We start from the raw sequence: 17,850 nt of genomic DNA, 5'->3' as shown, positions 1-17,850 counted from the left end.
GCCTGCCGGCTCAGTCCGGCGCCCACACCCCGTGCGGCAGCCGGTCCGGCGGCTCGCCCAGCCGCTTCAGCGCGGCCCGGGCGAGCGGGGCGTGCAGCGGGGAGAACCAGGGATTGAGCCGCAGCGCCTCCTGAAGGTGCCGACGAGCGGGACCGGACTTCCCCAGGTCCCGCTCGATCATCCCCCGGTGGTAGGCGTACAGCGCGCTGCGCACCTCGCCCCCGTTCTCCTTCTCCCGGTCCGTCGCCCGCACCGCGAACCGCAGAGCCTCCTCGTGCTCGCCCACCCGGTGCAGCGCCCAGCCGAGCGCGTCCGCGACGGCGATCGACGGCTGCCGCCGCCACTCCGCGCGCAGCCGCCGCACCGCGGATGCCGCGTCCCCGTGGTCCGCCTCGAAGCGGCCGAGGACCAGCTCCTCGTCCGCGCCGCCCGCGGCCGCCAGCCGCACCTGCCGGCGCAGCAGCTCGTACTGCACCCGGGCCGCCTGCTCCAGACCCAGCGACTCGTACAGCTCGCCCAGTTCCAGCGCGTACACCGGCGACGGCTGCTCGGCCAGCGCCGCCCGGTACGCGACCAGCGCCTCCGAGGTGCGGCCGAGCGCCGCCAGCGCCCTGCCCTCCCCGGCCTGCGCGGCCCGCAGACCGGGATCGGTGCGCAGCGCCTCCCGGAACAGCCGCAGGGCCGCCTCCCGCTCCCCGCGCTCCCACGCCAGCTGCCCCGCCCGCTCCAGCCACGCCGCCCGCTCGGCGGGCGACCCCGCGGAGGCCGCCGCGTCCGACAACTGGGCGGCCGCGTCCTCCCGCCAGCCCTGGTCCCAGTAGACGGCCGCCGCGCGGGCCATCACGGGCGGCCCGGACTTCAGCTTCTGCAGGCGGTCCAGGGCGCGCCGGGCCGCCTTGTGGTCACCGAGTCCGGTGTACGCCTCGATCAGCAGCGGATACGTCGTCCACCGCCCGCGGTCGGCCCGCAGCGCCGCCTCGGCCCACCTCCGGGCGGCCGGGAAGTCCCGCCGCGCGCCGGCCAGCGCCGCCAGCCCCTCCAGCGCCTGCGCGTTGTCCCGCGGCCGGGCCTTCAGCGAGGCCAGCAGCGCCCGCTCCGCCTTCGGGTAGTACCCGGCGTCCGCGGTCAGCCGCCCCTGCTCCACGTACGCGGCGCCCAGCACCGCCCACGCCCCGGCGTCCCGCGGGTGCCTGCGCACCCACGCCTCCCGGTCGCCGATCAGCCCCGGCAGATCGGCCGGCGAGGCCGGCACCCCCCGGGTGACCGCCGCCCGTGCCGCGGCCGGCCCCGCCGCGGGCGCGGCGGCCGGCCGGTCGTCCGGCAGCAGCACCAGCACCCCGCCGGCCACCAGCGTCCCGGCGAGCGCGCCGGCCAGCACGCCCGTGACGGCACGGGCCCGGCGCGTACGCCCGCGCAACCAGCCTTCCTGCGTCTTCATGCCGCTCACTGTGCGTCAATACGACGAGCACATCCGGCCGGCCCAAGGGTGCCGCCCACGGGGTTCACACCGATGGCCGCCGGTGCGACGCTGTGATCATGAGCCGTAGCCACCTCATCGACAGGCTGCTCGCGGGACTGCCGGCCGAGGCCGTCCTGACCGACCCCGACGTCACCGTCTCCTACGCCCACGACATGGCGAGCTTCTGCCCGGCCGGCACCCCGGCCGTGGTGGTGCTCCCGCGCACCGTCGAACAGGTCCAGCACGTCATGCGCACCGCGACCGAGCTGCGCGTCCCGGTCGTCCCGCAGGGTGCCCGCACCGGACTGTCGGGCGGGGCGAACGCCGCCGACGACTGCGTGGTGCTGTCCCTGACCAAGATGGACCGGATCATCGAGATCGACCCGGTCGACCGGATCGCCGTCGTCGAACCCGGCGTCGTCAACGCCGCCCTCACCCGCGCCGTCAACGAACACGGCCTGCACTACCCCCCCGACCCGTCGAGCTGGGAGATGTGCACCATCGGCGGCAACATCGGCACCGCCGCCGGCGGGCTGTGCTGCGTGAAGTACGGGGTGACGGCCGAGTACGTGCTCGGCCTCGACGTCGTGCTCGCCGACGGACGCCTGCTGTCCACCGGCCGCCGCACCGCCAAGGGCGTCGCCGGATACGACCTGACCCGGCTGTTCGTCGGCTCCGAGGGCTCGCTCGGCATCGTCGTACGGGCCGTCCTCGCCCTCAAGCCGCGGCCGCCCCGGCAACTCGTGCTGGCCGCCGAGTTCGCGTCCGCCGGCGCCGCCTGCGACGCGGTCTGCCGGATCATGGCGGGCGGGCACGCCCCGTCACTCCTCGAACTCATGGACCGCACCACGGTCCGGGCCGTCAACGACCTCGCCCACATGGGACTCCCCGAGAGCACCGAGGCACTGCTGCTCGCCGCGTTCGACACCCCGGACCCGGCCGCCGACCTCGCCGCCGTCGGCGCGCTGTGCGAGGCCGCCGGCGCCACCCAGGTGGTGCCCGCCGACGACACCGCCGAGTCCGAACTGCTGCTCCAGGCGCGCCGGCTGTCGCTCAACGCGCTGGAGGCCGTCAAGGGCACCACGATGATCGACGACGTCTGCGTGCCCCGCACCCGGCTCGGGGACCTGCTCGACGGCGTCGAGCGCATCGCCGGGAAGTACGGGCTGACCATCGGGGTCTGCGCGCACGCGGGCGACGGCAACACCCACCCCACCGTGTGCTTCGACGCGGCCGACCCCGACGAGGCCCGGCGCGCCCGCGAGTCGTTCGACGAGATCATGGCCCTCGGCCTGGAACTCGGCGGCACCATCACCGGCGAACACGGCGTCGGCGTGCTGAAGAAGGAGTGGCTGGCCCGGGAACTCGGCCCGGTCGGCCTGGAGATGCAGCGGGCCGTCAAACAGCTCTTCGACCCGCTGGGCATCCTCAACCCGGGCAAGCTGTTCTGACCCCGGGCCGGCTCCGGCCGGTGCCGGTTCACCGGGCGAGGAGCCGGGCGAGAGCGTCGTCGAGGCCGGGCTGCCCGCCCTCCGTGCCCGGCGGCACCACCCGCAACGTCCGCTCCAGCCACGCCGACACCTGTGCCGCCGGGGCCTCCAGCAGCGCGTCCCCGTCCGGTGAGCTCAGCCCCAGCAGCACCACGCCGCGCCCCCGCGACCGCGACGGCCACACCCGTACGTCACCCTGCCCGCACGGCCGGAACACCCCCTCCACCAGCAGCTCCCGGGCGAACGTCCAGTGCACCGGGGACTCGGAGTCGACGTGGAAGGCGAGGTGGACGGCGTACGGGTCGTCGGTGCGGTAGCCCAGCCGGGCCGGGACGGCGACACTGCGCCCGGCGGACAGGACGAGCCGCAGCTCCAGTTCGCGCTCCACGACGGTGCCCATGGCGGTTTCCTCTCGCTCGGTCTTCGTGACGGGCCCGCGGCGGGTCCGTACGGGGAGGGAGCGGGCGGGACGGCCGGCATTACGCGGGTTCCCGGAGGTTTTCCCCCACGACTGCGGCGCGAGGGTGGCACAACGCGCTCGAAAGGGGTGGGTACGGCGGGACGGGCCGTGCGGGTTGCGCCCGTCTGATAGATGTGGAGGCCCCCATCACACCCCCGAGCAGATACGGGACGACGGACATGAGCGCCCCAACCCCGGCCCCCGGTGACGACAGGCCCCGCGAAGGGTATTACCCGGACCCTTCCATCCCCGGATACGTCCGGTACTGGAACGGTGCCGCCTGGGTACCGGGCACCAGCCGTCCGGCCCCGGCCGACGGCGAACCGCTCGCCGCGCCGCCCGGGGTGCGTCCGGCCCGGCCCGCGACCGCGCCCGTGGAGGAGACCGGCCCGCACTTCTTCGACGAGGACCCGGTCGACGAGCCGGAACCCGCCGCGCCAGAACCTCCGCCCGCGTGGGGCGCCGACCGATCCCACCAGTCCGGCTTCGGCGGCGGCCAGGACCGCCGGGTCTCCTGGGGCGCCGCGCAGGGCGCCGACCCGCGCACCGCGGCCGACGGCTCCCCGGACCCCCGGGCCGCCCGCGGAGACGGCGCAGCGGCCGCCCCGCCGGCCGCGTCCGACGCCGACGCGGAGCAGGCCGCGGCCGCCTCCGGCAGCACGTTCGTCTTCCGCCGCCCGGTGCCCGACGCCCGGGAAGCGGAGGGCGGCCCGTCCGCGGGCGGCGCGGGCGGGAACGCACCGGCCGCGGGGCCGGCCGGGGCGGGCTTCGGCCCGGCCTTCGGGCCCGCCGCCCGTGCGGACACCGGCCGGGACGAGGGCACCATGACCTTCCGCTCGATCGGCCCGCGCGGGGCGGCCTCCGGCCCGGCCTCATCCGGTGCGCCGGCCCCGGCGAGCGCCGCCCACGGCGCGCCGGCGGCCCCGGCGGCGTCCACCCCCGCGGCACCGGCGGCCCGGACCCCCTCGGCCCCCGCGGGCCCGCAGCAGCAGCCCGCCGCGGCATTCCCCCACCCCGCCCCCCAGGTGCCCCAGCAGGCCGCCGCCGCCACGCCGGTGACGACCGGACCCGGGGGCGGGCAGTCGTCCTGGGCCCAGCAGGTGCACCAGCTCGCCGGGGCCTCCTCGACCGCCGCCGGCGAGCAGCCGGCCGCCCCGTGGAAGCCGCCGGTGGAGGACGTGTTCCAGGCGGCGGCCCGGCGGCAGGCGTCGGCCCGGCCCGCGGGGCTCGGCAAGCGGCTCGCGGCGCGGCTGATCGACACGGTGGTCGTCGCGGCCGTCACCTCGGTCGCCGCCGTGCCCCTCGGCGGCAAGGCGCTGGACCACGTCCAGGACAAGATCGACCAGGCCAGGCTCTCCGGCCAGACGGTCACCGTGTGGCTGCTGGACGGTACGACGTCCACGTATCTCGGCATCGTCCTGGCCGTCCTGCTGGTCTTCGGCGCGCTCTACGAGGCCCTGCCGACCGCCAAGTGGGGCCGCACGCCGGGCAAGAGACTGCTCGGCCTGGAGGTGCGGGACATCGAGGCCCACGAGCCCCCGTCGTTCGGCGCCGCGCTGCGCCGCTGGCTGGTGTACAGCGTGTCCGGGCTGCTGTTCGTGGGTGTCGTCGGCGTGCTGTGGTGCCTGTGGGACAAGCCGTGGCGGCAGTGCTGGCACGACAAGGCCGCGCGGACGTTCGTGGCGGCGGCCTGAGCGTCTGACCGCCTGACCCACCGTCCCGGCCGACCCGGCAGCCCCGGCCCGAGCGTCTGTCCGCCGGCCCGGCCGCCCCGGGACCGACCGGCCTGCCGCCGCCCGGCGCACCCGCCCGTCCCCCGGACAGCCTCCCGCCGGGTGCGCCGCCGGAGGCTTCGCGGTCCACTCGGGCCATGAGCACCGAACCGCCCCCCGGCTCCGGCGGAGAGCCTCCGGAAGACGACCGTTTCAGGAAGCAGCCCCCGCCCGGCGCGGGCTCGGGCTCGCCGTACGACACCCCGCCAGGGGCCGGCACCCCGTACGGCGGCCAGCCGCCACCGCCGTACGGCGGCGGGCCCCACGAGGGCGGCGGCCCCTACGGGGGCGGGCCCCACGAGGGCGGCGGCGGCCCCTACGGGGGCGGCTACGGCGGCGGTTACCCGGAGGATCCGCTCGCCGGGATGCCCCCGCTCGCCGACAGCGGCAAGCGCACCCTCGCCCGGATCATCGACATGATCATGGTCGGAGCGGTCGTCGTCCTGCTGAGCTGGGTGTTCCGGGTGGGCGAGTACCGGGTGACCGGCGAAAACATCGACACGGGAAAGTCCTTCGGGCAGGCCGCGATCGCCGCCGTGCTCTACATCGCGTACGACACCGTCCTGACGGCCAGGACGGGACAGACGCTCGGCAAGAAATGGCTCAATCTGCGCGTGGCCAATCTGGACAACGGCGCCACGCCCTCCGTGCAGACCGCCCTGATGCGCGCCGCCGTCCTCTGGCTCCCGTTCGCCTTCTGCTGCGCCTGTGTGTGGACGGCGATCTCGGGCGGCTGGAGCTTCTTCGACAAGCCCTACAAGCAGGGGCTGCACGACAAGGCGGCCAAGACGGTGGTGGTCGCCACCGGCTGACCGGGAAAGGCGCCGTCAGTTGTCGGTGACCGAGCCCGCCGTCACCCGTTCCTGTGCGGCGGGCCGCGCACCGGGGGAGGCCCCCGCGGCCCGCGGGGCCCTGCGCACGGGCACCGTCAGGGCGACCAGCAGCCCGAGGGCCAGCGCGGCGACGGCGACGAGGACGATCCCGGCGGGCGAACTCGTCTGCGACAGCAGCAGCATGGCGAGCGTCGTGAGGATCACGGTGCAGGAACCGTAGGCGAGCTGTGCGGCGGTCGGACGAGGCATGGCAATCGTGTCCTCGGGAGGAGTGGAATCTCCCCCGTGCCTCTCGCCGCGGGGGAGGTGCGGACAGGCATATGTGTGCGGCAGTGTTCGTCAATCTATTCGGCTGCATGCCCGAGTGGAGCCAAGAGTAAGCGTGAGATGACCAACAGTGCCGGAGCACGGGGGGCGCATCGAGTCATGCCGTACGGGGAGCGGCGGATCGGCGCGCCCGTGGAACGGCCGGCGAACGTCCGCTGAGCGGAAGCGGAACACCGCATAGTGCACTTGACCTGCTCAAGTCAAGACCTGTCTTTTCGGCGCAACGTGCAGTCCAATGTCGTCACTTGACTACACGCGTTGATCGCGTGCGCGCGGGCACCCCGTCATCAGGGCTCCTCCTTCCGCGCGCCCGGACGCGGGGGAGGATCTCAAGTGACCAGCAGACCCTGGACGTTCAGAGCGGCCGCGACCGCGGTCGCGCTCGCGGCGGCCACCGCCGGCCTGACGACCGTGGCGCAGGCCGACCCGGCCGGCCCCGGGAAGCCCGCCACCATCGACCGGCAGGACCCGGCATCCGCCAAGGCCCAAGGGGAACACGACCTCGAGGGCCCGTTCACCAAGACGCAGGAAGCCCAGCGCGAAGAGGCCCTGAAGCAGGTCATATCGGGCGAGGCCGAGATACAGAAGCGCGACGGCTCCCAGGTCGTCGAGCTGCCCGGCCGCAAGGGCCAGAGCAAGTACGTCGAGCTGGGCCGGGAGAAGACCGACAAGATCTTCACCATCCTGGTCGAGTTCGGCGACAAGACCGACCCGCGCTACGGCGGCACCCCCGGCCCGCTGCACAACCAGATCGCCGCGCCGGACCGCACCAAGGACAACAGCACGGCCTGGCAGGCGGACTACGACCGCGAGCACTACCAGAACCTCTACTTCGGCGAAGGCGCCGACTCGATGAAGACCTACTACGAGAAGCAGTCCTCGGGCCGCTACTCCATCGAGGGCGAGGTCTCCGACTGGGTCAAGGTCCCCTACAACGAGGCCCGTTACGGCTCCAACAAGTGCGACCCGGACAACTGCGCCTGGTACGCGGTGCAGGACGGCGTCACCGCCTGGGTCCAGGCGCAGAAGGCCGCAGGCAAGTCGGACGCCGAGATCAAGGCGAAGCTGGCCGAGTACGACCAGTGGGACCGCTACGACTTCGACGCCGACGGCGACTTCAACGAGCGCGACGGCTACATCGACCACTTCCAGATCGTGCACGCCGGCGAGGACGAGTCCGCGGGCGGCGGCGCCCAGGGCGAGGACGCGATCTGGGCCCACCGCTGGTACGCGTTCGGCACCGACCAGGGCGCCACCGGCCCCGACTTCAACAAGCTCGGCGGCACCCAGATCGGTTCCACCGGCATCTGGGTCGGCGACTACACCATCCAGCCGGAGAACGGCGGACTCGGCGTCTTCGCCCACGAGTACGGCCACGACCTCGGCCTGCCGGACCACTACGACACGCAGGGCGGCGAGAACTCCACCGGGTTCTGGACCCTGATGTCCTCCGGCTCCTGGCTGGGCCGCGGCCAGGGCGCCATCGGTGACCTGCCCGGCGACATGACCGCCTGGGACAAGCTCCAGCTCGGCTGGCTCGACTACGACACGGCCAAGGCCGCCACGAAGTCGAAGCACAAGCTCGGCGTCGCCGAGTACAACACCAAGAACGCCCAGGCGCTCGTGGTCACCCTGCCGAGGAAGCAGGTCACCACCGAGATCGTCGCCCCGGCGGAGGGCAGCAAGCAGTGGTGGAGCGGCAGCGGTGACGACCTGCGCAACACCCTGACCCGCCCGGTCGACCTGACCGGCAAGAAGTCGGCGGCGCTGACCCTCGACGGCTGGTACGAGATCGAGAAGGACTACGACTACCTCTACACCGAGGTGTCCACCGACGGCGGCGCCACCTGGACCGCCCTGGACGGCACGGTGGGCGGCCAGCCGATCCCGCGGGACGGCAGCGGCAAGCCCGCCCTGACCGGTACGACCGACGGCTACCAGAAGCTGGCGTACTCCCTGGACGCCTACGCGGGCAAGAAGTTCGACCTGCGCTTCCGCTACCAGAGCGACGGCGGCGTGGCGCTGAAGGGCTTCGCGGCCGACGCCATCACGGTCACCGCCGACGGCACCGCGCTGTTCACGGACAACGCCGAGGGCGACGACGCCGGCTGGACGAAGAAGGGCTTCTCCCGCATCGGGGCGACCTTCACCGAGGAGTACGACCAGTTCTACATCGCCGAGAACCGGCAGTACGTGTCCTACGACAAGACGCTCAAGGTCGGCCCGTACAACTTCGGGTTCGCGAGCCGTCCGGACTGGGTGGAGCACTACCCGTACCAGAACGGCCTGCTGATCTGGAAGTGGGACACCTCGCAGAAGGACAACAACACCAGCGTCCACCCGGGTGCCGGCCTGCTGCTCCCGGTGGACTCGCACCCGGCGCAGCTGAAGTACGCCGACGGCACGCTGATGCGCAACCGCGTCCAGGCCTACGACTCGCCGTTCAGCCTGTACCGCACGGACGGCATCACGCTGCACAAGGCGGACGTCGCGACCCGGATCCCGTCGTCGAAGGGCGTGCCGGTCTTCAACGACCGCACGAACACCTACTACGACCCGTCCAACCCGACCGCGGGCGTGAAGATCACTGACACCAACACCAAGATCAGGATCGTCAAGGAGGCCTGGAACGGCTCCACGATCTCCGTCGAGGTCGGCCCTGCGGTGAAGTAGTCGGCATCTGCGCAGGTCAGACGCGTATCGGCGGCAACCCCTTGGCGGGTTGCCGCCGATCGTGTTCAGATGCGTCCTGTGGTTCTCTTATTGACACCGGCTGACACGGGGATGTGACCGCATGGCCGCAGGAGGTTTCTGCAAGCTGCCGAACGGCACGGTGGTGGTGGCACTGAACCTGCCCAGCCCCGCCGACCGCGGCCCCGGCAGCGTCCGGGTGCTCGTCCACGCCCGCAACCGGGCGCGCGCCCTGACCAGGCTGCGCAACCTGGGGCTGCGCGCCGTCTACCTGCGGGGCAACGCGGCCCCGCCGACCCCGGACGAGGTCACCGCCGTCCTGCACCACCCCGACGGCCTGATATGGCGCACCGCCCCCGGCAGCGGTGCCGCGGTCACGGAGCTGTGGCGCCCGATCCGGTCCCTGCTGCGCCCGTCGACGGCCCCGGCCTGACCGGGCCCCGGGCCTGACGGGGCCCCGGCCTGACGGGGTCCCGGCCGCGGCGGGCCGGGCCCGGGTCAGGCGGCGCCGGAGACGACCGGCTTGCCGGTCAGCTCCACGCCCGCCTCGCGCATCTCCTCCAGCGCCCGCTCGACGCTCTCCTGGTTCACCCCGGCGGTGAGGTCGAGCAGGACCTGCGTGCGGAAGCCCTCGCGCGCCGCGTCCAGGGCGGTGGCCCGCACACAGTGGTCGGTGGCGATGCCGACCACGTCGACCTCGTCGATCTTGCGGGTCCGCAGCCACTCGGCGAGCGTCACCCCGTTCTCGTCGGTTCCCTCGAAGCCGCTGTACGCCGCCGAGTACGCCCCCTTGTCGAACACGGCGTCGATCGCCCCGGAGGCGACGGCGGGCGCGAAGTTCGGGTGGAAGCCGACGCCCTCCGTGCCCGCCACGCAGTGCGCGGGCCAGGAGTCGACGTAGTCCGGTTCGTCCGCGAAGTGGCCGCCGGGTGCGATGTGGTGGTCGCGGGTGGCCACCACGTGCCGGTATCCGGCGGGGGCCTGCCCGATCAGCTCGGTGATCGCGGCGGCCACATCGGCGCCTCCGGCCACCGGGAGGCTGCCCCCCTCGCAGAAGTCGTTCTGCACGTCTACGACGATCAAGGCGCGGCGCATGGTCGGTGTCCTTCGGTATGGGTCTCGGAGGTCCGCAGGTGAACCTCCGAGCCTAGAGACTTCGGCTGCGGTGCGGGAGGGGGCATCGGGGGCGCAAGGAGCGGCCCGGGATCAGCTGCCCGCCCCGCCGTTCGTGTATTCCGTCGGGATGACGGGTTCCCCGCGGGAGAGCTGCGTAGCGGACAGCGGCAGACCGGCACGTGCGGCGGCATGGCGCCGGCGCGGCACGTCCAGTGGCTCCCGTGCGACCACCTGACCGCCCTTGACCAGCTGCACCAGGAGCTGCCGGTCGGCCAGCTCCCGCGGGACCGGCCCGGTGCCGATCACCTCGGCCTCGGCGACGCCGTACCGGTCCAGCCGCCGCGCGGCCCACTTGCGGCCGCCGACGGACATCTTGCCGCCGCTGGACTTCTTCGCCACCGGCACCAGCGGCGCCGCCGGGTCGGCGGAGCCGGCCCGGGCGACCAGCTTGTAGACCATGGAGGCCGTCGGGTAGCCGGACCCGGTGACCAGCTGGGTGCCCACGCCGTAGGCGTCCACCGGAGCCGCCGCCAGCGAGGCGATGGCGTACTCGTCGAGGTCCGAGGTCACGATGATCTTCGTGCCGGTGGCGCCCAGCTCGTCGAGCTGCTGCCGCACCCGGTGCGCGACCAGCAGCAGGTCACCGGAGTCGATCCGCACCGCGCCCAGCTCCGGCCCGGCGACCTCCACCGCCGTACGGACGGCCTCGGCGACGTCGTAGGTGTCCACCAGCAGGGTCGTGCCGCGGCCCATGGACTCGACCTGGGCCCGGAAGGCGTCCCGCTCGCGGTCGTGCAGCAGGGTGAAGGCGTGCGCGGAGGTGCCGACGGTGGGGATGCCGTAGCGGAAGCCGGCCGCGAGGTCCGAGGTGGAGGCGAAGCCGCCGACGTAGGCGGCGCGGGCGGCGGCGACCGCGGACAGCTCGTGGGTGCGCCGGGCGCCCATCTCGATGAGCGGGCGGTCCCCGGCGGCCGAGGACATCCGGGAGGCCGCCGCGGCGATGGCCGAGTCGTGGTTGAGGATGGAGAGGATCACCGTCTCCAGCAGCACGCACTCGGCGAAGCTGCCCTCGACCCGCAGGATCGGCGAGCCCGGGAAGTACACCTCGCCCTCGGGGTAGCCCCAGATGTCGCCGCCGAACCGGTATCCGGCCAGCCAGTCCAGGGTCTGTTCGCCGACGATGCCGCGCTCGCGCAGGAAGCCGAGGACGGGCTCGTCGAAGCGGAAGTTCTCGACGGCGTCCAGCACGCGCCCGGTGCCCGCGACCACGCCGTACCGGCGCCCGTTCGGCAGCCGCCGGGTGAAGACCTCGAACACGCTCCGCCGGTCGGCGGTGCCGGCCCGCAGCGCCGCCTGGAGCATGGTCAGCTCGTACTGGTCCGTGAAGAGCGCCGTCGAGGGAACGTCCACCGGCAGCCCAAGGTCCGCTGTGTTCATGGCAAGGATGCTACTCCTATTTCGTCAGTGTGACGATTTCTGGTGCGCGTGGCAGCATGGTCATGTGACGTCAGCCGCTCCCCTCGAGATCGAACGCACCGAATCGGCGGAAGAGGTCTCCGCCGTCCCCGAGCCGGACGTCCCCTGGGTCACGATCGTGCACAACGACCCGGTCAACCTCATGAGCTACGTGACGTACGTCTTCCAGACGTACTTCGGCTACTCCAAGGACAAGGCCACCAAGCTCATGCTCGACGTCCACCACAAGGGCCGGGCGGTCGTCTCCAGCGGTACCCGCGAGGAGATGGAACGCGACGTGCAGGCCATGCACGGCTACGGTCTGTGGGCCACCCTCCAGCAGGACCGCAAGTAGCCGGTCGGAAGCAGCGAATCCCTCCATGCCAGGAACCTTCGAACCGCTCCCCGGCGGCGGCGCGGCCGTCGCCCTCGACGACGTCGAGATCTCCATCATCCGCTCGCTGGCCGTCCAGCTGCTGGAACTCATCGGGCCCGGCCCCGCCGAGGACGCCTCCGGCGACCCGTTCGCCGAACTGTTCGCCGAGGGCCCGAGCGAGCCGCCCGCCGACCCGGTGGTGCGCCGGCTCTTCCCGGACGCCTACCGCGACCCGGAGGGCACCGCGGACCCGAAGGCGGCCGAGGAACAGAAGGCCCACTCCGCCGAGTTCCGCCGCTACACCGAGAACGACCTGAGGGCCGGCAAGCGGGACAACGCCCTCGCCGTGATCCGCTCCCTGGACGCGCTGTCGACGGCCGGTGACGGCGGGGCGGTGCTGAAGCTGTCGCCCGACCAGTCCCGGCAGTGGCTCGGCGCCCTCAACGACCTGCGCCTGGCCATCGGCTCCCGGCTGGAGATCACCGACGAGGACGACACCGATCTGCTCTACCGGCTGCCGGACGAGGATCCGCGCAAGCCGATGGTGATGGCGTACCTGTGGCTGGGCGGGCTCCAGGAGACGCTCGTGTCGACCCTGCTGCCCTGATCGGCGCCGTTGCCCCGGTATGCCCCGGAGTGCACTGACGAGAGCGTTCGCTCAGCGGACGCTCAAATCCGGATAACGATCCTGTCACCGGCGGTGCGCCGAACGCACCGCTTGCGTGCCCTTTGTCCGCTTCTCCCTGTGGTGTGCACCACACGACGCCCCGGTGATCAGTTCTGCGCCCGTGATAAATCTTCACGATCGCCCGGCGCACACCACCCATGTCGCGCCGGGTGCGCCACCGAGCCGACGACCGTCGGCCAGGCAGGAGCGGAAACGCTCGGCTCCAGCAATCCGGGGGGATCGTGACCCGATCCGAGGCCGACGACAGGCCCGGGTCGGTATGGAGAAAGGCGCACCACACATGACCTCTGTGCAGGTCGACAAGGAGAACACCTCCGAAGAGGGGTACGAGCGGGGCCTCGGCAGCCGGCAGATCCAGATGATCGCCATCGGCGGCGCCATCGGCACCGGTCTCTTCCTCGGGGCGGGCAAGGGCATCTCCAAGGCCGGGCCCAGCCTCATCCTGGCGTACGCCATCGCGGGCCTCGTCATCTTCTTCATCATGCGCGCGCTCGGCGAGCTGCTGATGTACCGCCCCGTGTCCGGCTCCTTCTCGGAGTACGCACGCGAGTTCATCGGGCCCTTCGCGGGCTTCGTGACGGGATGGACGTACTGGCTGTTCTGGGTCGTCACCGGCATCACCGAGGTCACCGCCGCCGCGGCCTACATGACGTACTGGTTCGACATCCCCCAGTGGGTGTCGGCCCTGATCTTCACGGTCATCCTGTACGGCGCCAACCTCATCTCCGTGAAGCTCTTCGGCGAGCTGGAGTTCTGGTTCTCGATGGTCAAGGTCACCGCGATCATCGGCATGATCCTGATCTGCGCCGGCATCCTGACGATCGGCTTCTCGGACGCCGGCGACACCGCCTCCGTGACCCACCTGTGGAGCGACGGCGGCTTCTTCCCGCACGGCGTCGGCGAGTCCCTGATGACCCTCCAGATGGTCATGTTCGCCTTCCTCGCCGTCGAACTGGTCGGTGTGACCGCGGGCGAGTCCAAGGACCCGAAGACCGTGCTGCCCAAGGCGATCAACACCGTGCCCTGGCGCATCGCCGTCTTCTACGTCGGCGCGCTGATCATGATTCTGTCGGTCGTGCCGTGGACCCACTTCCAGCCCGGCGTGAGCCCCTTCGTGGCCGCCTTCGAGAAGATGGGCCTGGCCGCGGGCGCGGGCATCGTCAACTTCGTCGTCCTCACCGCCGCCCTGTCGTCCTGCAACTCCGGCATGTACTCCACCGGCCGCATGCTGCGCGACCTGGCGCTGAACAACCAGGGCCCGAAGCTCTTCACCAGGCTCACCTCCAACGGCCTCCCGCTGGTCGGCACCACCTTCTCGGCCGCGCTGATGATGGTCGGCGTGTGGATCAACTACCAGTGGCCCGGCAAGGCGTTCGACTACGTCGTCTCCTTCGCCACCATCTCCGGCATGTGGGCCTGGATCATGATCCTGGTCAGCCAGATCCGCTACCGGGCCAAGGCCGACCGCGGCGAGCTGCCCCGCTCGGAGTTCCGCGCCCCGGGCGCCCCGTACACGAGCTGGTTCGCGCTCGCCTTCATCGGCATGGTGATCGTGCTGATGGGCATCGACAAGGACGCCCGGATCTCGCTGTACTGCGCGCCGCTGTGGGCGCTGATCCTCGGGGTCGCCTATCTCGTGCTGAAGAGCCGCAACCCGGAGGCGGCGGCCTTCAAGAAGCGCGGCTGACCCTCCCCGAGGACACCCGGCCGCGGGGAGTACTCGTGGCACTCCCGGCGGCCGCCGCTCAGGGTGTCCGGCATATGGGCCGTTCCGTACCGACCCTCGGTACGGAACGGCCCTTTTGCTTATCCTGGCGCACATGCTGACCATCACCCAGGCCCTCTACGACCAGATCGTCGCGCACGCCCGCAAGGACCACCCCGACGAGGCGTGCGGCGTCATCGCGGGCCCGGCGGGCTCGGACCGCCCCGAGCGCTTCATCCCCATGCTGAACGCGGCCATGTCGCCCACCTTCTACGAGTTCGACTCCGGCGACCTGCTCAAGCTCTACCGCGAGATGGACGACCGCGACGAGGAGCCGGTGGTCATCTACCACTCCCACACCGCCACCGAGGCCTACCCCTCGCGCACCGACATCTCGTACGCCAACGAGCCCGGCGCCCACTACGTCCTGGTCTCGACCGCCGACACCGACGGGATGGGCGCGTTCCAGTTCCGCTCGTTCCGCATCGTCGAAGGCCAGGTCACCGAGGAGGAAGTGAACGTCGTGGAGGCCTACTGACCGCAGTTCGGTCAGAATTCATCCACGATCTGAGATCACATTCCAGAAACCGGACCGGGAATCGATACGATGAGCCCATGGTTCTCCTCGACGTGAGTGACAAGGCGCCGGGCACACTGCTCGTGGCGCGTCTGCACGTCGATCTGTGCAGGCTGAACAGCGCCATCTGTTGACACCGCGCTGCCGCCGTACGGCCGTGTGCCGCGGCGCTCCCCCGGAGCCGAGGGCCTGGGGGAACCCTCATCGCGCGCCCACCGACCGAGACCCCTTTTTCCGACAGGAGCCCCTTGCCATGGCCATCGAGGTCCGCATCCCCACCATCCTCCGCCAGTACACCGACGGCCAGAAGGCGGTGGAGGGCAACGGTGCCACCCTCGCCGACCTCTTCGCCGACCTCGAGACCCGGCACACGGGCATCCAGGCCCGGATCGTCGACGGCGACCAGCTCCGCCGGTTCGTCAACGTCTACCTGAACGACGAGGACGTCCGCTTCCTCGACGGCATCAACACCAAGCTGTCCGACGGCGACAACGTCACGATCCTGCCGGCCGTGGCCGGCGGCATGGCCTGACCGGCGATGCGGTACGACTCCCCGCTGGCCGCGGTCGGCAACACCCCCCTGGTGCGCCTGCCGCGGCTCTCGCCGTCCGCCGACGTCCGCATCTGGGCCAAGCTGGAGGACCGCAACCCCACCGGCTCGGTCAAGGACCGCCCCGCCCTGCACATGATCGAGCAGGCGGAGAAGGACGGCCGGCTGACCCCGGGCTGCACCATCCTGGAGCCCACCTCCGGCAACACCGGCATCTCCCTCGCCATGGCGGCCAAGCTCAAGGGCTACCGCATGGTCTGCGTGATGCCGGAGAACACCTCCCAGGAACGCCGGGACCTGCTCGGCATGTGGGGCGCCGAGATCATCTCCTCGCCCGCCGCGGGCGGCTCCAACACCGCCGTCCGCGTCGCCAAGGAACTCGCCGCCGAGCACCCCGACTGGGTGATGCTCTACCAGTACGGCAACCCGGACAACGCGGGCGCCCACTACGCCACCACCGGCCCCGAGATCCTCGCGGACCTCCCCTCCGTCACCCACTTCGTCGCGGGCCTCGGCACCACGGGCACCCTCATGGGCGTCGGCCGCTACCTGCGCGAGCACAAGCCGGACGTCAGGATCGTCGCCGCGGAACCGCGCTACGACGACCTGGTCTACGGCCTGCGCAACCTCGACGAGGGCTTCGTCCCCGAGCTGTACGACGCCTCCGTGCTCACCACCCGCTTCTCGGTCGGCTCCGCCGACGCGGTCACCCGCACCCGCGAACTCCTCCAGCAGGAGGGCATCTTCGCGGGCGTCTCCACCGGGGCCGCCCTGCACGCCGCGATCGGCGTCGGCAAGAAGGCCCTGAAGGCCGGCGAGAGCGCGGACATCGTCTTCGTCGTGGCCGACGGCGGCTGGAAGTACCTGTCGACCGGCGTCTACACGGCGGCGACCACGGAAGAGGCGATCGAGACCCTGCAGGGCCAGCTCTGGGCATGACGCGCGCCCCGCGAAGGGCGCGGGGCCCGGCGCGGGCCCGCTACCCGGTCAGGTGACGGACCTGGTCCCAGAGGACCGGGTCCACCACCCCCACCCTCCTGCGGAAGTCCCCGACCGGGACCACGCACGGCTCGTCCGTCTCCAGGAAGCTCGCCCGCCCCCGCGTGTCCCCCACGGACCCCGGCGGCAGCGGGATCACCCCGGCGCGTTCGTCGCGGTAGCGGCTGGTGATCCGCACGACCGTCACCCGGTCACGGCGCACCGACAGCACCAGGCAGGGCCCGTCCGCCCACCAGATCTCCGTCGGCCGCGGCCGCGCCGCGTCCGCCCGGACCCGCCGTCCCCGGCCGCCCACGAGCGCGGCGGCCAGCGCGAGCAGCACCACCGCCGCGACCACCGGCCACCAGGACGTGTCCATACCGACGACGTTACCGGCGCACGCCCACCACCGCGCGCCTGCGCCTGCGCCGTATGCGCCGCGCGTCCAGCCGAACCGGTGACAGCACAGGTGAGTTCGCCCACAACGGCGACTGCCGGAGGAGCGACCGGACGTTTTGCGCCTTACGCTCGACGGACCGCACGACCCCCGTTACTCACCACCCGCCAGCGGAGGTTTCTGCTTCATGAAGCTCACCGTCGTCGGCTGCTCGGGGTCGTTCCCGTCCGCGGAATCGGCCTGCTCGAGCTACCTCGTCGAGGCCGACGGCTTCCGGCTGCTCCTCGACATGGGCAACGGCGCCCTCGGCGAGTTGCAGCGCCACTGCGGTCTCTACGACCTCGACGCGATCTTCCTCAGCCATCTGCACGCCGACCACTGCATCGACATGTGCGCCTACTTCGTGGCGCGCTACTACCGGCACGACGGCGGACGCTGCGACCCGATCCCCGTCCACGGCCCCGAGGGCACCGAGCACCGGCTGACCACGGCCTACGCCGACACCCCGTCCGCCTCCTCGATGAGCGAGGTGTTCGACTTCCACACGGTCAAGCCCTCCACCTTCGAGATCGGCCCCTTCACCGTGCACACCGAACGCGTGGCCCACCCCGTGGAGGCGTACGGCATCCGCATCGAGCACGGCGGCCGCACCCTGACCTACTCCGGCGACACCGGCGTGACCCCGGCCCTCGACGAACTCGCCCGCGACGCGGACCTGTTCCTGTGCGAGGCCGCCTTCACGCACGGCAAGGAGAGCATCCCCGACCTGCACCTCAACGGCCGCGAGGCGGGCGAGACGGCGACCCGGGCGGGCGCCCGCCGCCTGCTCCTCACCCACATCCCCCCGTGGACCGATCCCCAGGTCAACCTGACCGACGCCCGGGCGGCGTACGAGGGACCGGTGGAGCTGGCGGTGCCCAGGAGGTCGTACGAGGTCTAGGGCCTTTCTTCCGGATCACGCCGCGAGCCCGGCAAG

19 protein-coding genes are annotated in these 17,850 nt (G+C 72.1%); 13 read left to right on the top strand and 6 right to left on the bottom strand.

The features are described 5' to 3' along the window. Positions 1 to 10: 10 nt before the first annotated feature. Complete coding sequence (locus SGLAU_RS13080) at positions 11 to 1,438, bottom strand: tetratricopeptide repeat protein (protein ID WP_043501248.1); 1,428 nt, start codon at positions 1,436 to 1,438, stop codon at positions 11 to 13. Positions 1,439 to 1,536: 98 nt separating this feature from the next. Between SGLAU_RS13080 and SGLAU_RS13075 the strand changes: the two genes are divergently transcribed. Beyond that, positions 1,537 to 2,910, top strand: a complete 1,374-nt coding sequence (locus SGLAU_RS13075) for an FAD-binding oxidoreductase (RefSeq protein ID WP_043506577.1) — start codon at positions 1,537 to 1,539, stop codon at positions 2,908 to 2,910. 28 nt (positions 2,911 to 2,938) lie between these two features. Here SGLAU_RS13075 and SGLAU_RS13070 read toward each other — a convergent pair whose 3' ends face one another. Next, positions 2,939 to 3,349 (bottom strand): SsgA family sporulation/cell division regulator, encoded by a 411-nt coding sequence (locus tag SGLAU_RS13070; RefSeq protein ID WP_043501245.1) that lies wholly within the window; start codon positions 3,347 to 3,349, stop codon positions 2,939 to 2,941. Between the two features lie 239 nt (positions 3,350 to 3,588). Here SGLAU_RS13070 and SGLAU_RS13065 point away from each other — a divergent pair, with 239 nt between their 5' ends. Together SGLAU_RS13065 and SGLAU_RS13060 are read left to right on the top strand one after the other, a co-directional pair. After that, on the top strand, positions 3,589 to 5,103 hold the full coding sequence (locus tag SGLAU_RS13065; protein ID WP_043501244.1) for an RDD family protein: 1,515 nt from the start codon (positions 3,589 to 3,591) through the stop codon (positions 5,101 to 5,103). A gap of 176 nt (positions 5,104 to 5,279) precedes the next feature. Further along, complete coding sequence (locus SGLAU_RS13060; protein ID WP_043501243.1) at positions 5,280 to 5,993, top strand: RDD family protein; 714 nt, start codon at positions 5,280 to 5,282, stop codon at positions 5,991 to 5,993. Positions 5,994 to 6,008: 15 nt separating this feature from the next. Here the strand turns inward: SGLAU_RS13060 and SGLAU_RS13055 are convergent, their stop codons facing one another. Further along, entirely contained in the window at positions 6,009 to 6,263 is a 255-nt protein-coding gene (locus tag SGLAU_RS13055; protein ID WP_043501241.1) for a hypothetical protein, read from the bottom strand. A 411-nt stretch (positions 6,264 to 6,674) separates the two neighbouring features. Between SGLAU_RS13055 and SGLAU_RS13050 the strand changes: the two genes are divergently transcribed. After that, positions 6,675 to 9,014: an immune inhibitor A domain-containing protein gene (locus SGLAU_RS13050; RefSeq protein WP_043501239.1), complete on the top strand. Its 2,340-nt coding sequence runs from the start codon at positions 6,675 to 6,677 to the stop codon at positions 9,012 to 9,014. A gap of 121 nt (positions 9,015 to 9,135) precedes the next feature. Continuing rightward, the gene (locus SGLAU_RS13045) at positions 9,136 to 9,465 is read left to right on the top strand and encodes a hypothetical protein (protein WP_043501237.1); all 330 of its coding nucleotides are present in this window, start codon (positions 9,136 to 9,138) and stop codon (positions 9,463 to 9,465) included. Positions 9,466 to 9,530: 65 nt separating this feature from the next. On the opposite strand, the gene SGLAU_RS13040 is transcribed toward SGLAU_RS13045, so the two are convergent. After that, positions 9,531 to 10,127 (bottom strand): nicotinamidase, encoded by a 597-nt coding sequence (locus tag SGLAU_RS13040; RefSeq protein WP_043501236.1) that lies wholly within the window; start codon positions 10,125 to 10,127, stop codon positions 9,531 to 9,533. Between the two features lie 111 nt (positions 10,128 to 10,238). Beyond that, a complete protein-coding gene (locus SGLAU_RS13035; protein ID WP_043501233.1) occupies positions 10,239 to 11,585 on the bottom strand; it encodes a nicotinate phosphoribosyltransferase in 1,347 nt (448 codons plus the stop codon). 7 nt (positions 11,586 to 11,592) lie between these two features. On the opposite strand from SGLAU_RS13035, the gene clpS reads away from it, so the two are divergent. The 7 genes from clpS to SGLAU_RS13005 all read left to right on the top strand — a co-directional run bounded on the left by clpS (position 11,593) and on the right by SGLAU_RS13005 (position 16,438). Then, positions 11,593 to 11,958: an ATP-dependent Clp protease adapter ClpS gene (clpS, locus tag SGLAU_RS13030; protein ID WP_052414095.1), complete on the top strand. Its 366-nt coding sequence runs from the start codon at positions 11,593 to 11,595 to the stop codon at positions 11,956 to 11,958. Between the two features lie 25 nt (positions 11,959 to 11,983). Beyond that, a complete protein-coding gene (locus SGLAU_RS13025) occupies positions 11,984 to 12,586 on the top strand; it encodes a DUF2017 domain-containing protein (RefSeq protein ID WP_043501230.1) in 603 nt (200 codons plus the stop codon). Between the two features lie 361 nt (positions 12,587 to 12,947). Continuing rightward, entirely contained in the window at positions 12,948 to 14,354 is a 1,407-nt protein-coding gene (locus tag SGLAU_RS13020) for an amino acid permease (protein ID WP_043501228.1), read from the top strand. Between the two features lie 133 nt (positions 14,355 to 14,487). After that, positions 14,488 to 14,910, top strand: coding sequence for a Mov34/MPN/PAD-1 family protein (locus SGLAU_RS13015; protein ID WP_043501225.1), 423 nt, complete (start codon positions 14,488 to 14,490; stop codon positions 14,908 to 14,910). A gap of 77 nt (positions 14,911 to 14,987) precedes the next feature. Continuing rightward, entirely contained in the window at positions 14,988 to 15,083 is a 96-nt protein-coding gene (locus SGLAU_RS36825) for a putative leader peptide (protein WP_019065921.1), read from the top strand. A 119-nt stretch (positions 15,084 to 15,202) separates the two neighbouring features. Next, on the top strand, positions 15,203 to 15,481 hold the full coding sequence (locus SGLAU_RS13010; protein ID WP_043501222.1) for a MoaD/ThiS family protein: 279 nt from the start codon (positions 15,203 to 15,205) through the stop codon (positions 15,479 to 15,481). Between the two features lie 6 nt (positions 15,482 to 15,487). Continuing rightward, positions 15,488 to 16,438, top strand: a complete 951-nt coding sequence (locus SGLAU_RS13005) for a PLP-dependent cysteine synthase family protein (protein ID WP_043501218.1) — start codon at positions 15,488 to 15,490, stop codon at positions 16,436 to 16,438. A gap of 40 nt (positions 16,439 to 16,478) precedes the next feature. Here SGLAU_RS13005 and SGLAU_RS13000 read toward each other — a convergent pair whose 3' ends face one another. Continuing rightward, entirely contained in the window at positions 16,479 to 16,856 is a 378-nt protein-coding gene (locus SGLAU_RS13000) for a hypothetical protein (protein ID WP_043501216.1), read from the bottom strand. Between the two features lie 205 nt (positions 16,857 to 17,061). Here SGLAU_RS13000 and SGLAU_RS12995 point away from each other — a divergent pair, with 205 nt between their 5' ends. After that, positions 17,062 to 17,814, top strand: a complete 753-nt coding sequence (locus tag SGLAU_RS12995) for an MBL fold metallo-hydrolase (protein WP_043501214.1) — start codon at positions 17,062 to 17,064, stop codon at positions 17,812 to 17,814. Positions 17,815 to 17,850: the final 36 nt, after the last annotated feature.

Origin of the sequence: Streptomyces glaucescens (assembly GCF_000761215.1) — a bacterium.
Lineage (GTDB): Bacteria > Actinomycetota > Actinomycetes > Streptomycetales > Streptomycetaceae > Streptomyces > Streptomyces glaucescens_B.
Note: the sequence above shows the minus strand (reverse complement) of the source record. Positions and strands in the feature narration are given on the sequence as shown.

Coding starts and splice junctions, on each gene's coding strand:
- SGLAU_RS13065 (WP_043501244.1), top strand. CDS start 3,589: ATGAGCGCCCCAACCCCGGCCCCCGGTGACGACAGGCCCCGCGAAGGG.
- SGLAU_RS13020 (WP_043501228.1), top strand. CDS start 12,948: ATGACCTCTGTGCAGGTCGACAAGGAGAACACCTCCGAAGAGGGGTAC.
- SGLAU_RS13005 (WP_043501218.1), top strand. CDS start 15,488: ATGCGGTACGACTCCCCGCTGGCCGCGGTCGGCAACACCCCCCTGGTG.
- SGLAU_RS13075 (WP_043506577.1), top strand. CDS start 1,537: ATGAGCCGTAGCCACCTCATCGACAGGCTGCTCGCGGGACTGCCGGCC.
- SGLAU_RS13070 (WP_043501245.1), bottom strand. CDS start 3,349: ATGGGCACCGTCGTGGAGCGCGAACTGGAGCTGCGGCTCGTCCTGTCC.
- SGLAU_RS13025 (WP_043501230.1), top strand. CDS start 11,984: ATGCCAGGAACCTTCGAACCGCTCCCCGGCGGCGGCGCGGCCGTCGCC.
- SGLAU_RS13010 (WP_043501222.1), top strand. CDS start 15,203: ATGGCCATCGAGGTCCGCATCCCCACCATCCTCCGCCAGTACACCGAC.
- clpS (WP_052414095.1), top strand. CDS start 11,593: ATGCTACTCCTATTTCGTCAGTGTGACGATTTCTGGTGCGCGTGGCAG.
- SGLAU_RS13080 (WP_043501248.1), bottom strand. CDS start 1,438: ATGAAGACGCAGGAAGGCTGGTTGCGCGGGCGTACGCGCCGGGCCCGT.
- SGLAU_RS13045 (WP_043501237.1), top strand. CDS start 9,136: ATGGCCGCAGGAGGTTTCTGCAAGCTGCCGAACGGCACGGTGGTGGTG.
- SGLAU_RS36825 (WP_019065921.1), top strand. CDS start 14,988: ATGGTTCTCCTCGACGTGAGTGACAAGGCGCCGGGCACACTGCTCGTG.
- SGLAU_RS13035 (WP_043501233.1), bottom strand. CDS start 11,585: ATGAACACAGCGGACCTTGGGCTGCCGGTGGACGTTCCCTCGACGGCG.
- SGLAU_RS12995 (WP_043501214.1), top strand. CDS start 17,062: ATGAAGCTCACCGTCGTCGGCTGCTCGGGGTCGTTCCCGTCCGCGGAA.
- SGLAU_RS13000 (WP_043501216.1), bottom strand. CDS start 16,856: ATGGACACGTCCTGGTGGCCGGTGGTCGCGGCGGTGGTGCTGCTCGCG.
- SGLAU_RS13060 (WP_043501243.1), top strand. CDS start 5,280: ATGAGCACCGAACCGCCCCCCGGCTCCGGCGGAGAGCCTCCGGAAGAC.
- SGLAU_RS13040 (WP_043501236.1), bottom strand. CDS start 10,127: ATGCGCCGCGCCTTGATCGTCGTAGACGTGCAGAACGACTTCTGCGAG.
- SGLAU_RS13015 (WP_043501225.1), top strand. CDS start 14,488: ATGCTGACCATCACCCAGGCCCTCTACGACCAGATCGTCGCGCACGCC.
- SGLAU_RS13055 (WP_043501241.1), bottom strand. CDS start 6,263: ATGCCTCGTCCGACCGCCGCACAGCTCGCCTACGGTTCCTGCACCGTG.